This is a genomic window from Shewanella sp. Isolate11, assembly GCF_022398315.1.
Taxonomy (GTDB): domain Bacteria; phylum Pseudomonadota; class Gammaproteobacteria; order Enterobacterales; family Shewanellaceae; genus Shewanella.
In genome coordinates this window covers 474,641-489,658 of sequence record NZ_JAKEVF010000001.1, presented here as the reverse complement: position 1 = coordinate 489,658, position 15,018 = coordinate 474,641, and the positions used below count along the sequence as shown (strand labels likewise).

Genomic DNA, 15,018 nt, shown 5'->3' with positions numbered 1-15,018 from the left:
ATATTAAGCAATTTAAAAACGCCTTTTTTAAGGCGTTTTTTTTTGAATAAATGTAACAACCTGCTTCAATGTTGTTGAAGCCATCTTCAATATCAATACCTTATACCATCTCTCAGCACACAAACTTGTCACACTTTAATTACAAAAATCCTTTTGCCCCAAGGGCAGACTCTGGTAGTTTATAAGGCAAGCAATTCAGCATGGAATAGCACTAAGTCAATGATTAAAATAATTATACGAAGAAGCCTGCCTCTTATTATCCTAGTTGTATTTATTGGGCTAGCTCTATTATTGATGAGCACCAAACAAGCACCGGAACAAAAAGAGGATGAAATCCCCGTACCTATCGTCGATGTATACGATGTGAAACAAGAAACGGTCTCGCTCAATCTCCCCTCTTATGGGGTCGTCACGCCGAAATACAAGACCTTCTTGGTGACTGAGGTACAAGGACGTTTACTACATATCTCTGATAAGTTCGTTGCTGGCGGAGTAGTCAAACGCGGCGATACCTTAGCCGAAATTGAACCGTCAGATTACCAAGCCGATCTAATGCAGGCTCAAGCCAGTTTGGCTCAAGCCAGAGCGCAGCTTGATGAAGAGATAGCCCTGGGTGAAGTCGCGAAAAAAGATTGGGAAGATTACCAAAAAGGTCCAGCGCCAGAATTGGGGTTACGTATTCCTCAGTTGAAGCAAGAACAAGCCAACGTCAAATTTGCCGAAGCCGCACTAGAGAGAGCACAGCGTAACTTAAAGCGTACCGTGATCCGTGCCCCCTTCGACGGCATTATCAAGGCGCGTTCGGTGGACCTTGGCCAATATGTCACCATAGGAACCACCTTAGGTGAACTGTATGACACCGCAACTGCAGAAGTTAGACTGCCCATTGCGAACAACGAATTAGCTTATCTGGAATCGATTGATAATCCCGATACCGAAGTGACCCTCAGCACTGAGCTAGCCGAGCGACAAGTCACCTGGAAAGGTAAAATCATTCGTAGCGAAGGGGTTATCGACGCTGAAAACCGTATGGTCTATCTGGTTGCCGAAGTTAAAGATCCATATTTGAGAGACAACAAGGCTCCCGGCCAGTTACCACTGAAATACGGCAGTTTCGTCACCGCAGTGATCAAGGGCCGAACCGTAGATGGTATCGTTAAACTGCCTCGCCACGTTGTGAGAAAAGATCGCGTTGCCGTGGTAAAAGATGACAATACCCTAGAAATTCGTCAGGTAAACATTGTTCGTTCTGATATCGACTCTGTGTATATCAAAGGCAGCCTGCAAGATGGCGAGCGGATCTCGCTGACCAATGTCAACAATATGGCCACTGGCCAGCTTGTTAAAGTGATTGGCGAGCAAAAAAACAGCTCTGACATTGATGACTCTGAGGGCGCATCGAATGACACCTTAATGGCAGCGGGCGATAAATAATGGACACAAACAAAGGCGTAATTGCTTGGTTTGCCCGCAATAGTGTTGCAGCAAACTTGCTGATGATCATCTTGCTGGTCGGTGGTCTGTTTAGCACCATTATGATCAATAAAGAGATTTTCCCCTCTTTCGAACTCAACTACCTGCAAATTTCAGTTGCCTACCCCGGCGCTGCACCGCAGGAAATTGAGGAAGGGATTAACATCAAAATTGAGGAAGCACTGCAAGATATTACTGGCATCAAGAAGATCACCTCTGTCGCCAGTGAAGGCTCCGGCAGTGTCAGTATCGAAGTTGAAGATGGCTACGACCCGCAAGAGATCCTCGACGAGGCAAAACTGCGCATCGATGCCATCGCGACTTTCCCTGAGAATATCGAAAAACCTAATATCTACCGTATAAAACCAGAAAATAATGTCATTTGGGTCTCTGTCTATGGCGACATGGATCTGCATGAAATGAAAGAACTGGCGAAAACGGTTCGTGAAGAGATCACTAACCTACCTGCGGTCACTCGTGCCCAAGTAACTGGGGTTAGAGATTATGAAATTAGTATCGAGCTTTCGGAAAACAAGCTACGTGAATATAGCCTAAGTTTTGCCGACGTCGCCCTAGCAGTACGCAACTCTTCGCTGGATCTTCCAGGTGGTTCAATTAAAGCCGAAGATGGCGATATTCTGCTACGTACCAAAGGCCAAGCCTATAATGCCGATGACTTTTCGCAAATTGTGGTTAGCACTCGTCCCGATGGCAGCCGTATCATGCTGCCTCAGGTCGCCACCATTCAAGATGGCTTTGAAGAGCGCTTAGATTACACCCGTTTCGATGGTAAGCCAGCGGCGATTATTGAAGTGCTCAGCGTCGACAAACAAAACGCATTGGATATCTCTGCGCAAGTCAAAGATTACATAGAAAAGCGCCGCGCGACCCTACCGGCTAATGTGCAATTAGACACTTGGGGCGACTTAACCCATTATCTAAAAGGTCGCCTAAACATGATGTTATCTAACATGTTTTATGGTGCCTTGCTGGTCTTCATTATCTTAGCCTTGTTCCTCGATTTGAGACTGGCGTTCTGGGTAATGATGGGACTACCTGTGTGTTTCCTTGGTGCTATGTTCCTTATGCCACTGGAACCTTTCTCCATGTCAATCAACATGCTGACCCTATTTGCCTTTATTCTGGTGCTGGGGATAGTGGTCGATGACGCCATTGTCATTGGGGAAAGCGCCTATACCGAAATAGAAAACCACGGTCACTCCCTCGATAATGTGGTCAAAGGCGCATTAAAAGTCGCCATGCCCGCAACCTTCGGGGTACTGACTACCATCGCCGCCTTTATGCCAATGTTGATGGTTTCTGGCCCGATGGCGATTATATGGAAATCCATCGGTTTGGTGGTGATCCTCTGTCTGGCTTTCTCACTCGTCGAGTCAAAGTTAATTTTACCGGCTCACTTAGCTCATTTAAAACCAAGAAAACCCAATCCTAAACCTAATGTTTTTGTGCGATTTAAGACTGAGCTTAACAACAAGGTGCAGCACTTTATTCACCATAACTATCGCTCGTTTATCGGCAAATGTATTCGCCAGCGTTATAGCGTAGTCGCCACCTTTATCGGTGTACTCATCTTGTCTATAGCCTTGGTCGCCAGTGGTAAAGTACGTTGGGTATTCTTCCCAGATATCCCATCTGACTTTATCCAAGTTCATCTGGATATGGATGTGGGTAGCTCTGAAGCCAATACCTTAAAGGTGGTAAAAGAGATTGAAGATGCACTCTACACCATGAATGATGAGATGCAGGAAAAGTATGGCTACCCTGTTGTTAATCATAGTTTTATCAGCATGAATTCACGTACATCTGCATTTATCTTTGCCGAGCTGACCAAAGGGGAAGATCGCGATGTCGATGGTGTCACCATTGCTGCTGCATGGCGTCAAGCCTTGCCTGAACTGATCTCGGTTAAAAAGCTCAATATCAATGCCAGCACTAACGAAGGCGGTGGGGACATCTCCTTTAGGTTGACCTCGAGCGATCTAAGCCAATTATCGTTAGCGGCTGATGAACTAAAACAGAAGCTGAGAACCTATGAAGGGGTTTATGACATCTTCGATAACTACTCCTCTGGTAGCCACGAGATCCGCTTAGCCATTACTCCTGAGGCTGAAGCATTAGGTTTAACCTTGTCGGATCTAGCGAGCCAAGTACGCTATGGATTCTATGGTTTCGAAGCTCAGCGTATCTTGCGCAACAAAGAAGAAGTCAAAGTCATGGTGCGATATCCATTGGATCAGCGACGCACCGTCGGCGACTTAGAAAATATGATGATCCGTACGCCTCAAGGCACTTTGATGCCATTCTCGTCGGTTGCCAAGATAGAGTTAGGTGATTCCTACTCTTCTATCACCCGTGTCGATGGACGTCGTGCGATCACCATTGTTGCCAGTGCCAATAAAAATGTGGTCGAGCCCTCTAAAGTGGTTGGCGAAATCCAAAAAGATTTCTTCCCCTATCTTCAGGCTAAATATCCTCATATTTCGACCGATTTAGACGGTGGGAGTGCCGATGAGCAAAGCGCGATGGTTGGGCTACTGCAAGGTTTCTTCTTCGCCATGTTTACCATCTACGCCTTAATGGCCATTCCACTGAAATCTTATAGTCAGCCGCTGATCATCATGTCAGTAATTCCCTTCGGTATTATTGGTGCCCTGTTTGGTCACTTTATTCTTGGGTTATCCATGAGTGTGTTGAGCTTGTGTGGCATAGTGGCATTAGCAGGGGTGGTGGTGAATGACTCCTTGATTTTGGTTGATTTCGTTAACCGCGCCAGAGAACAGGGATTGGGACTGGTGGAGTCAGCCATTGACGCCGGCTGTTATCGCTTCAGGGCGATTATCTTAACCTCTATGACCACCTTTGTGGGTCTGGTTCCTATCATTATGGAGAAGAGCCTGCAGGCACAAATCGTGATTCCGATGGCAGCTTCATTAGCCTTCGGTATTTTGTTCTCCACTGTGGTGACCTTAATTCTGGTACCTGTGTTATACATTATTTTGAATGATTTTAGTGTTAACCTACGCCGCTTCTACCATTGGTGGTGGCGTCCGAAACAACAAGAAGCCAACCACTAAAATTTATTATAAATCAGGTGTACCGACACCAAATTTACAGAATTAGGTTGATTGAAGAAGGGAGGCATTGCCTCCCTTTTTGATCTAAGCAACATTTTATATTAGCCAAGCCCGTTACACTGTACTCATTGTTCACCGTGAAAATTCAACCATGAGCCAATCCACTCTCGTTTATGATATTCGTAACAGCCGCTACCTTAATATCACTGGTCGCTGCACGCTTCGTTGCCAATTTTGCCCTAAACATAATGGCAGCAAACAAGTGCATGAATATCAACTGGATCTAGACCACCAGCCCACAGCCCAAGAGCTTATTCCATTGCTTGGTGATGTCAGCCAGTTTGATGAATATGTGTTTTGTGGATACGGTGAGCCCACTTTAAATCTAGCCACTTTGATAGCCGTTGCCAGCGAGATAAAACGTTTAGGCGGCCAAGTCAGAGTAAATACCGACGGCCTAGGTAACCTGTTTCATCGACGTAATATACTCCCCGAACTTGCTCCAGTGGTTGATGCTCTGTCTATCTCACTGAATGCCGATAACGAAACGGCATATGTGCAACATTGTCAGCCGAAACTAAAGGACTCTTATGCCGCAGTCAGAGCATTTATTCGACAAGCTCCAAACTACATCAATAAGGTACAAGTCTCAGCCATTGAGGGGCTTGAAGGGGTGAATATAGAACGTTGCCGTGACTTTGTTGAATCAGCAAATGCCGAATTTAAACATCGTCATTTAGGCATAGTAGGATAAGGTAAATCTAGCTTCATCGCCCTTGTATCTGACTGTAACAAGCCGCTAGAATCGTGCTAACATAAGCGCAAAATCACTTGGAATAATCTCTCTCAATGCTGAAGCAAAAAACTCAACTGCTGCTCGCCGGCCAAGGGCTTCATTGGTCAACCCAACGTATTGTTTCAGTGGCGACCCAGATTACTATTTTGCTGATTAGCATGGTGTTGCTCACCAAGGTCATTATCACCATTGGTGAGCGTCGCCTTCAGGAAGATTGGGCGGCACAGCGTTATAGTGAACTGCAGACCGTCGGCACCCTGCTAGCCGACAGGGTTTCCTTTCAGCAATTTAGAACCCAAATGTTTGCCAGCTCCGAGTTACTTAAACGCTACCTAACGATTCCCAGTGAAGAAAGGCAGAAAAAGTTACAGCAAAACTGGACAGGTATGACGGGCAATACTCCGGAATTGTTAGATATCGCCCTGTTCGATGCTCAAGGAGAATTTAAATTTTCCACCACTAACTTATTTAGCCGCCAACCTTTACCCGCCTCATTACTGGGTGGCGCTCGCAATATGGGCGGCTCTGAAATCTATACCTCGCCACTAGAGTTTATCCCAATCAATGGCAAACTTGAGCCCTACATGTATCAGCTGGCGTGGCTGGAAAATCCCGATCAGACGATTCGCGGTTACCTAGTGACCTATCAGTCCATGAGCCGCATGTTGAAAAGTATTAAGCCAGGATACTCGGCACTTGAAGCGCCGCTGTTGATGTTAGATACCCAAGGGCTTATCTATGCTGGTGTCGATAAGAAGCTTAACGTTAATCGTATTCCTGACATAATGGGCGGTAGCCTACGCCAAAGCTACCCGGCTTTGTGGCGCAAAATGGCTAATACCAACTTTGGTCAGTTTCATGGTGACGACGCCACTTTCGTATATTTAAAAATTGAGTTAACCACGCAATATGAGACTCGCCGCGAATACTATCTAGCTTCTTATGTGCGTAACAGTGAGATTGCGGAAAACTTTTCCGACTGGAGCAATGTGCTGATTGTGGGTGCCATAGTGATGACCTTACTCGGGATCCTGTTGATCTTCCTCAGCCATGCTTATCGCATTGGTCAACGTTCAAGAGAATTTAGCATCGAGCTAGCCAATAGGTTATTTAGCAGCGATATCGGCTGCATTATCGTCAATGAAAACAACCGTGTGGTTACAGCGAATGAAAAAGCCGCAAAGCTGCTGAGCATGCCTTTAGATGAACTTTCCGATCGGAATTTACAGCGCATTTTGCAACTGGAAAATGATCAATACGGCGAGATCATCGAGCAACTCCAAAAGAATAATAAATGGCATAGTGTTATCGATTTTGAAGAGCAATATGGTTGTAGTCTGTCGGTTACCGTCAGCCAATCTAAGCGCCGTAATAAGAAAGGCAGCTATTTGGTGGTCACCTTCGAAGATATTTCTCAGCTAAAGCAAGTGCAACAACAGGCTCATTTGAGTCAATTACTCAACGACAACGCCGTAGCCAGCGCCTTGTTGCAAGCCAATGGTGATTTGCTATTAAGCAACGACGAATTTTTACAGCTGTTTGCAATTCATGATGTCAGCGATAAAAAACTCACTCAACTGCTCAACAATGACATCGAAACCCAATGGTCGCGAATTGTTCAACAGCTGCAATTACAAGGCACCTGGAAGGGGCAAGTGCTTTGCAATCCTGACAGTAAAGAAAACAACAGCCTGCAGGCGACACTTAAAGGCCATTTAGATCAAGCCGGTGAAGTGGAATATATTGTGTGTACATTAGAGTCCTGCTCCCAGAATTACCTTGATCAGCACCGCGGTGAGTTTATGCCACATCGCAGTACCATCTTGATTAATCACAAAGATCTGGAAGATTATTTCAGCGGTCTGGACAAGGCCAGCCGTGAAGACTCCAGCCTGTTGTTATTAGACATTACTGCAGAAAGCATGCTCAGCCACATGAGCGATATTGGCCAGTTAGAAAGCCGTCAGCGTGAAGTGGAGATCCACATTCTAAAATCGTTGCCATCAGGCTATCAAATGTCCCACTGGCAGCTGGGTAAGCTAATTGTCATCATGCCGAATACTCATTCCGATGAAGCACACCACTTCGCCTTGAGCACCCTTGATAGTCTAAACGAAATAGGTTTAGGCGCGGGTATATGTATGGGGATCGCCAGTTATCAGCCAGAGCAAACCTTAGAGCAATACATCAACAATGCCGAAGTGGCACTTAAGCGGGCTAAACAGATTGGTGAGAAAAACATCTGTCAGGCCTTTACCCGCCAGTCCTAAGCTGCCATTTTGAAACTAAAAAGGCACTTATCGATTAAGTGCCTTTTCTTTTGAGCCGAACTTTCCGTCACTATACCAATCAGTATAAAGAGGAGATCGCTCTGCGAGAATTTAGTGCTTCTGATACCGATTGGTATTACTTTGTCTCTTCAGTAAGTTCGCTGCCAATAGGCTCAACACCATCGGGCAATTTACTCTCGGTAATTTCGATAATACTCGAACGATTCATAATGATCTTATAGCGGGCAAACTGTGGATTTTCTCGTCCTTCTGTCAGTCTTAACACTAAATACACTTGGTAACGTCGCTCCACCGAATCACTGCTTATCTTCCCATCGGCTTCTTTATATATCTTTGCCTTGCCCCGCTCAAGATAGCGAGCAAAGGGCACTAAGCTAAAGTTGACCTGCTCTTGTATGGTCGAATAGCCCGCCAAGAAACCTTTTTGCGATATTCGTGAGCTGATACCGTAATGCAAAATATCGGCATCCACCTTATTCTGGCTATGACGTTGATTGAGGATCTCATCAATCTCACTAGGAAGATCTTTACGCTTGATAAAATCGATCCACACCAGCTGGCGACCGATCACCGCCTGACTTGTGGTATCTCTTAATATCCTGCTCCAGCGAGGTCGCCCTTTTTGGATCATGCGCCATAAAGCGTTGCGGATATCCTCTTTAAATATTTCACGAAAGCCATAAATCACCGCAAGCGTCAGCACCAACGACAGTGTCAGGCCACTAAACACCCCTTGTGCCTTAATGATCAACGCCGACACCACTAACATTACAAAGCCGGTTGCGATACCTGTGGTGAGTTTTTTCAGCCCCACGCCTAAGGTCTTTAACTCCTCTTTGAGTACTACCCCTTGCTGGATCAAACGGCGTAGTAGCAACATTTTATTGGAGATACGGTTAGGGTCGTCTTTGGTTTGTGATGAGTTGTAATCTTTAGATTCACGATAGCTGCGCTCATTACGACACAGGGTTAACACCTCTTCAATGATGTCACTATAATCGCTGCTACGTGGCGCATGAGCCATGAGTTTCAACAACTGTTGTTCACAAAACCAAGATAAGTAATTATCTGAATTCTCGAAATAATGCTTCCATTTAGGCTCACTTGGTTCATTACGACGAAACTTCTTCAGCAACTGAGTCACAATTTCACTGAGATCTTTAAGCGCACTATAAAACTGAGCGACATCGTCGATTTGTGACAGCTCTTTACGATCAGTCTCAATGGCGACTGCAAATTGATAGGCAAACAGGTTGAGATAGAGTCGAAACTCTTCCACGGTACGCTTATTCTGGCTGATAAATCGCCCTTGCACTAAGGGGAGGTGTAAGCCAGATGAGTAGTAAGAACGACGCCCAACAATGGCTGAGTGGTAATATTCCTCTTCGTCTAGGCTTTGTGGGTTAATCCCCATCTCGGTAGGCAGAAAAAAATACAGATCTAAGCGTCGATGATCCCCCTCTTCCATCTGGTGGGTAAATTTTATCGACAGCGACTCTTCACGCTTTACATTGACCTTAGACACAAAACCTCAAATAACCAGAGTAATAGATTGATAGACTCGTTATCTAGTTGAGGAAATTAATGCACTAGACGGCAACCACATACGGTATTGCTGGGTTGAAACAGCACCACGGCGTAATCTCGATGTTGGTCGAAATCTAATAACTCGATAGACAAGTTATGCATGCCTTTGCTGTCTAAGTTGAAGGAACTGATATAAGACAGGTATTGCATATGCCGTGGCATCTCCTCTACCTGATTATGATCACTCTCCTCTTTAGTGTAAACAGAGAAATTAAAACGTTCAGCTTGTTCATCATAATCAAGCAGTTTGCCCTGCATACGAATGGTACCTGCCGAGCTACCATCGAGATTAAAATAGCGGTAATTAATCTGTGCCTGCTGAGATTTCGCCATGATATCCACCAACAAATAGTGGCGACCGTCATCGCTTTTCACATAAGGGGTATCGAATAGCTCAGAGCTACAACTGAGCATTAATGATTTAGAGGGAAATAGATAGCGATAACTAACGGTAATGCTTACCAGCAATAGCAGTAATACAACTAGGTTAATACTCCACAATACTCTTCTATTCACAGAGCGATACCTCATCGAACCACAGCTTAGAAATAAAGGATTTTTGCTGGCGGTAATCCGTTAACTTCAGGTTTCTCACTAAAGATAAGCCCATCTTCTCGCCACGCATGGTGATATTAAAAACCTGCTTATCATGAGATAAAGACAAGTAGATCTGACGCCAAGGCGTGTTATGGCACAAGGCAAAATCTTGCGATAGGCGTTCAGATAAGTCGATTAAAGAACGGTTATTGGTATTCGACTTTGAATAGCTAATGATTTCGATTTGCTGCCCAGAATCTAAGGTGATCACCTGGCGAGAAAAAGGCTGAGTATGCAGGGGTTTCTGATGATCAGCATAATACCATTGCAGTGCAACGCCCACAGCCAATAGTAGAACCAACACGCCTACCCAAGCTTTAAACTTGCGATGATATTTACCGAATAACCAGGTAATGCAAGCCTGATAGTATCTATCGACTTTATGGCCAATCAGTCTGGAAGTCGAAACGTTGAGACGTTTATCTATCTTTAAACGATAGCCTTTCCCCTTTACGGTTTCGATCATATGCTCATGCATCGGCCCTAAAAAAGAGCGCAGCATAAATACGGCACGCGTTACCGATGAATCACTTAATGCAGGATGATCTTCATCGCCAACACCAAGCTTCTCCTTGGAGACAATTTTATTCTTATTGGCAACAAGTAAACTTAACACCTGTAATTCGGCACGAGGTAAATGCCACACATCACCATTCAGTTGATTGGTCAGCAGCCCTCTTTGGCTATCAAATAGGCAATCACCTAATTGCATTGCTATCTACCCTGTCATCAGTAACCCAGACAGCTTATTTAAACTGGCCAAAAAATTCTGTGATCGCCTCTATTTCCTTAGAATTGTTATGGTATTCAAATAAAATTAAGCATTAGATTTTTCACATATGAGATCGATATCACACTCTTCATGGCAATAATTTACAGTTAACGACATGGCTTAATATTGATGAATTAACATGAATGAGCCAAATAAGGTGACCCCTGTCACACCACAAGCGTTTTTACAGTGTAGATGTGGCTCGATTAATCTACCAAACCGATACAGAACCCAATCAAAAAACTCATAATTCATTGGCAAGCTTCATTAGCTTGCCATCACACTATTTGCAGTTCTCACCTCCCACAATGGCTCCAACCTTCTAGGTGCAAACATTTTTCATCAACATTTTTTATCAAATAATTATTAAATAACACTATCCATGTGAGGACACTTTCATGACAATAAATAGACGCCAAGCACTCACCAAAATTATTGGTATCAGCACAGCGGCTGCCGGTGCAACATTAATGGGAACCTCTGCCTTTGCAGGAACGGATGCGCAAGGAAACTTTCGCTTAGAATTGGGCGACAAATTAAAGTATGTACCGCTGGATGCTATGGCTACAGCTAAGCTGGCTTATGAAACAGGCGGCGGATGTATGCATCAGGTATTCCACGCTTTAGTAACTATGCTGGCTAATTCTTCCAGTGCCGATGCGGCAAAATTCGCCACTATCCCAACGGCCATTGCAGGCTATGGCGCAGCGGGTATTGCTGCTCAAGGTACTGTATGTGGCAACATTAACGCCACAGGTATGTTAGTCAATATTCTCGATGACCTAAACGGTCAAAACTCAGCCGTGATCGGCGCAACTTTCCGTTACTATGAAAATGAAGAGCTGCCTTTTTCAAGTGATGAGTTTGTTGCAGGCATAGGCTCTACCGCAGAAAAAACAGCGCTTGTAGGTGCTTCCTCTATCGCCAACAGCGTACTTTGCCACTCTTCAATCAGTAACTGGTCTAAAGCTTCAGGGTTAACTTTTGCTGAAAAAGGCGAGCGTTGTAAGCGTCTATCAGCTTCTATAGCCTATCACTTAGTCGAGCTACTCAACCGTGCTTACAATGGTGAAGATATTGCCGCGCTATCCGAATCTAAACCTTCAGCGGATGCACAAAACTGTCAGAGCTGTCATGGTGTTGACTCAACAATGGGCAGTGCTGCCAGCGTTAAAACTGATATGGAATGTACCACATGCCATACCGGACACTTTAACTAAGGAGTCCTCATGAATAACAAACTGATAACCGGCCTATTGGGCTCTTTATTAATATGTACAGGCTGTGGTAGCGACGATGCAGATGAAGAAGTCGTTGTCACCCCCCCACCCGTAGAAGTCACAGATAGTGTTGATATTAAAGATGCGACTTCGATAAACCTTGAGTTAGTGAGTTTCGATGGTGTTAGTGGAGCTTTAAGCTTCAACTTAAGCGACGCAGATGCGGTAGCCATTACTAATGCACAAGATTATCACATTACCTACTTCGGCTTTCCTGATGACAGCAGTTCGTCAACAAAAGCCAAAGCATGGAAGCGCTGGCATGTTACCACCAGCTACGATTGCGACACTGCCGCAGCCAATTGTGAAGGCATATTGCAAGAAACTGAACAAGGCAGTTACACCTTCGATGCTACGGGTCTAAATTGGGATGAAAATACCGCTGCAGGCTCAGTGAAAAAATATAAAGTCGCCATTCAAATTAAAGGCGCGCAAGCAGACAACGATTTGATTTTACAGCCAGCAATGTAAATCACTGCACCATTTGGAGAGCGTAAGCTCTCCTTTTTTTATCCCAGCACTGGTCATCACCACAAGGAAACACAACCTAGGTTCATCATTAACAATAACGGGATAAGCAAAGACTGAATTGCTAAACAAATAAGACAAAGCCACTAAATCTGTGTTACCCGATTCAGTGGCTACAGAAAGATTAAGCGTTAGATTAGAATAAACGAGGCGTTATAGCTCACAGATCCACAAAGAGTTACCAGGACAGAATTGCAATACGGCGTAACCTTTTTCAATCTCCATCACGACCACTCTGACATCGAATAATACCGACTCGCCAAGCTCTATCGTTTCTTGAGCGAAATTAATAATATCGGCGATATCTTGTAGCTGCCAATCATCGTTATCACCGGTATCAATTTCGGCGCTATCCACTTGCAGTCGATAATCTAAGTTGGTGACATCCAGCTCTTTAAAGCTGCCCGACAAGCTTGCTCGACTCGCGACCTCACCGTCATCGAGAAATTCATAATTGAAGGTCACCAATTGCCCCATAGTCTCGATATTTAGCAAGACTTCCGAGCGTAAATCCCCACCTGCCTCAAAGGATTTAGAAAAACAAGAAAAATTAAGGTGTTTAGGTTCACTCTTAAATGATTGCCAGGTCGATAACCCTGCTCCCACAATAATAAATAAGCCAAACCAAGACAGCAGTTTTACTCGCTGACTGACAAAACGTTTAATCATTAGATACATATCTCCATTGATTTCAGCCAAGGCTGATCAATAAATTTGAAGTCATTTTCGGGTGCGATGGCTTTAACATTCTTGATAGCCAGTCCCTGCTGGTCGTAACGCTTCAATGCGATATTGAGTACCCTTTCGTCTTTTGAAAGCGAATAAAACATTTTCTCCCAATCCAAGTGATCACAACCTTGTAGTTCGGCTAAAAAATGATTCACATTGGGATTGGCATCTTGTGCCACTTCATCAGAAGAGAACACCGAGTAATAACCTAAGCTGCCATTTTGAGTTATCAGGCTTTGCTCTTTAAAAAAGAATAAGTTTTTAGTGGGCTCAAAAAAGGCGTACAACAAGATAAACAGCAACAACACTTGTGAAATAATCAACATGGTATTTTTGTAGGTCACATCATTACCAGGGAGATCCATAAATGAACGTGAGGTACGTTTCACTTTTTGATGTAATACATAGCCTTGATTGTCGATAGCTTCAAATAATGTGGCATTGGTGTTGCCGACAAACAATCGAATACGGTAGAGTGTTTCTTCAAAACTAGCCGAAGCCGTTGTCCCTTGGTTTACACAGTCTTGAAGCTGTTGTTTAGATAGCACTTGGCCGCGATGCTTAACCATAAGTTTAAGCACCTGAAAGTCAGCCTCAGGCATCTGCCAACTGGTGTCATTTTCATGATTAACCAGTTCTGCCTTAGCAATATCAAACCAACAACTACCAATTTGCATAATAAGCCTTTTCCGAAAGAATATGCGGGGATTATACCCTTCCAGAGCTCATTAAACTGTGATAGACGTTACGCTCAATTGTGTATTTGTTGCTTTCGTGAAGCGTTCCACATAACAAAATTATTTTGGTAACGAGCTGATTTATTAAGACATATTTAAGATTTTATATTTATCATTTCAGCGAACAGTAACTGATATGTACAAAAAAAGCGCCCATCAAAGGCGCTTTTTTTATTGCTAACAAATTGACTTAAAAAGAGTAAAGCAAAGTCATATTTGTTTCGGTATCTGTACTCTTGGTGTCTTCTAATGGATCACCGTTGTAACGCACAATCACTGCAAACTTCATCGCGAGCGAACCTGCGATGTTGGCCGTAATTGATGTTTCTGAACGACCTTCTATGCTTTTACCTACGTCGGCAATAAACATCTGCTTGAACTTAGAGCTTTCACTGATTTTGGTCTCGAAGTTCATCACACCATGACCAATCCAGCCACTTTCTGTGTCATAACCAGCATCGAACGCACTTTCTTCATCAAGACGCTTATAACGGTAACCAGGACCGACTTCAATCGCGAAAAGTGTGGTTTCTGAGTTAATGAACTTATGACCATAACCCGATGAAGCTGTAGTTGTTGATTCATAACCCGTAAAAGGGTCAATTTCGTGATTCGCATTTGCGAACAGGTAGTTTTTTTCGTTGATCAAATAATCGGCTTGAATTAAACCGTAGTAACGCTTACCGGTTTCTTCGCCATCATCTTCTTTATACAAAGTTTCAATCAGGTATTGGTTTTCCCAATTCCCTAGCTCATGTTTCATATCAAGACGGGCTTTAACCGAAGTTGACTCGGTGTTACCTGTCGTCACTGTTGCACCTAGCTCTGCATCAGCAGCAAAGATCTTATCCCCTTCGACGAAATCTGCCCCCGCATGGGCAGTAAACGGCACGACGAGCAGAATCGCCGTAGCTGTTAGCAATTTTTTCATTGTTATCTTACCTGTGATTAAAGTCCCTTAAAAACTGGCGCAATATTACCATTTGAAGCACAAAAATGAAAATTGTGCTGGCAAAATCTCACTTTTAGACTATTAGTCATAAATTATATGATTTACTCACTTCACAAAATAAAATGCCAGTCGGATTAACGACTGGCATTAAAATTAGAAGCTTATTGCGATGTAGTAGTAT

Annotated in this window: 12 protein-coding genes; 6 read left to right on the top strand and 6 right to left on the bottom strand. The window is 44.0% G+C overall.

The window, feature by feature from the left end; translation table 11 throughout:
• Positions 1 to 219: 219 nt before the first annotated feature.
• The 4 genes from L1D21_RS02045 (at position 220) to L1D21_RS02030 (ending at position 7,634) form a co-directional block, all read left to right on the top strand.
• Positions 220 to 1,434, top strand: a complete 1,215-nt coding sequence (locus L1D21_RS02045; protein WP_239843563.1) for an efflux RND transporter periplasmic adaptor subunit — start codon at positions 220 to 222, stop codon at positions 1,432 to 1,434.
• Complete coding sequence (locus L1D21_RS02040; RefSeq protein ID WP_239843562.1) at positions 1,434 to 4,568, top strand: efflux RND transporter permease subunit; 3,135 nt, start codon at positions 1,434 to 1,436, stop codon at positions 4,566 to 4,568. The genes L1D21_RS02045 and L1D21_RS02040 overlap by 1 nt, the downstream gene beginning before the upstream one ends.
• Positions 4,569 to 4,719: 151 nt before the next feature.
• Positions 4,720 to 5,322, top strand: a complete 603-nt coding sequence (locus L1D21_RS02035) for a TatD family nuclease-associated radical SAM protein (RefSeq protein ID WP_239843561.1) — start codon at positions 4,720 to 4,722, stop codon at positions 5,320 to 5,322.
• A 95-nt stretch (positions 5,323 to 5,417) separates the two neighbouring features.
• A complete protein-coding gene (locus L1D21_RS02030; RefSeq protein ID WP_239843560.1) occupies positions 5,418 to 7,634 on the top strand; it encodes a PAS domain-containing protein in 2,217 nt (738 codons plus the stop codon).
• A gap of 136 nt (positions 7,635 to 7,770) precedes the next feature.
• On the opposite strand, the gene L1D21_RS02025 is transcribed toward L1D21_RS02030, so the two are convergent.
• Genes L1D21_RS02025 through L1D21_RS02015 form a run of 3 tightly spaced genes read right to left on the bottom strand, consistent with a single transcriptional unit; the run spans position 7,771 to position 10,551 of the window.
• On the bottom strand, positions 7,771 to 9,180 hold the full coding sequence (locus L1D21_RS02025) for a hypothetical protein (RefSeq protein WP_239843559.1): 1,410 nt from the start codon (positions 9,178 to 9,180) through the stop codon (positions 7,771 to 7,773).
• A gap of 56 nt (positions 9,181 to 9,236) precedes the next feature.
• Positions 9,237 to 9,758, bottom strand: coding sequence for a hypothetical protein (locus L1D21_RS02020; RefSeq protein ID WP_239843558.1), 522 nt, complete (start codon positions 9,756 to 9,758; stop codon positions 9,237 to 9,239).
• A complete protein-coding gene (locus L1D21_RS02015) occupies positions 9,751 to 10,551 on the bottom strand; it encodes a helix-turn-helix domain-containing protein (RefSeq protein ID WP_239843557.1) in 801 nt (266 codons plus the stop codon). The genes L1D21_RS02020 and L1D21_RS02015 overlap by 8 nt, the downstream gene beginning before the upstream one ends.
• A 458-nt stretch (positions 10,552 to 11,009) precedes the next feature.
• Between L1D21_RS02015 and L1D21_RS02010 the strand changes: the two genes are divergently transcribed.
• Positions 11,010 to 11,831, top strand: a complete 822-nt coding sequence (locus L1D21_RS02010; RefSeq protein ID WP_239843556.1) for a cytochrome c3 family protein — start codon at positions 11,010 to 11,012, stop codon at positions 11,829 to 11,831.
• 9 nt (positions 11,832 to 11,840) lie between these two features.
• Positions 11,841 to 12,362, top strand: a complete 522-nt coding sequence (locus tag L1D21_RS02005; RefSeq protein WP_239843555.1) for a hypothetical protein — start codon at positions 11,841 to 11,843, stop codon at positions 12,360 to 12,362.
• Positions 12,363 to 12,572: 210 nt separating this feature from the next.
• Here L1D21_RS02005 and L1D21_RS02000 read toward each other — a convergent pair whose 3' ends face one another.
• From L1D21_RS02000 to L1D21_RS01990, 3 genes are all read right to left on the bottom strand, one after another.
• Entirely contained in the window at positions 12,573 to 13,088 is a 516-nt protein-coding gene (locus L1D21_RS02000; RefSeq protein WP_239843554.1) for a hypothetical protein, read from the bottom strand.
• A complete protein-coding gene (locus L1D21_RS01995; protein WP_239843553.1) occupies positions 13,088 to 13,825 on the bottom strand; it encodes a helix-turn-helix domain-containing protein in 738 nt (245 codons plus the stop codon). The genes L1D21_RS02000 and L1D21_RS01995 overlap by 1 nt, the downstream gene beginning before the upstream one ends.
• A gap of 250 nt (positions 13,826 to 14,075) precedes the next feature.
• Entirely contained in the window at positions 14,076 to 14,816 is a 741-nt protein-coding gene (locus L1D21_RS01990) for a DUF481 domain-containing protein (protein WP_239843552.1), read from the bottom strand.
• Positions 14,817 to 15,018: the final 202 nt, after the last annotated feature.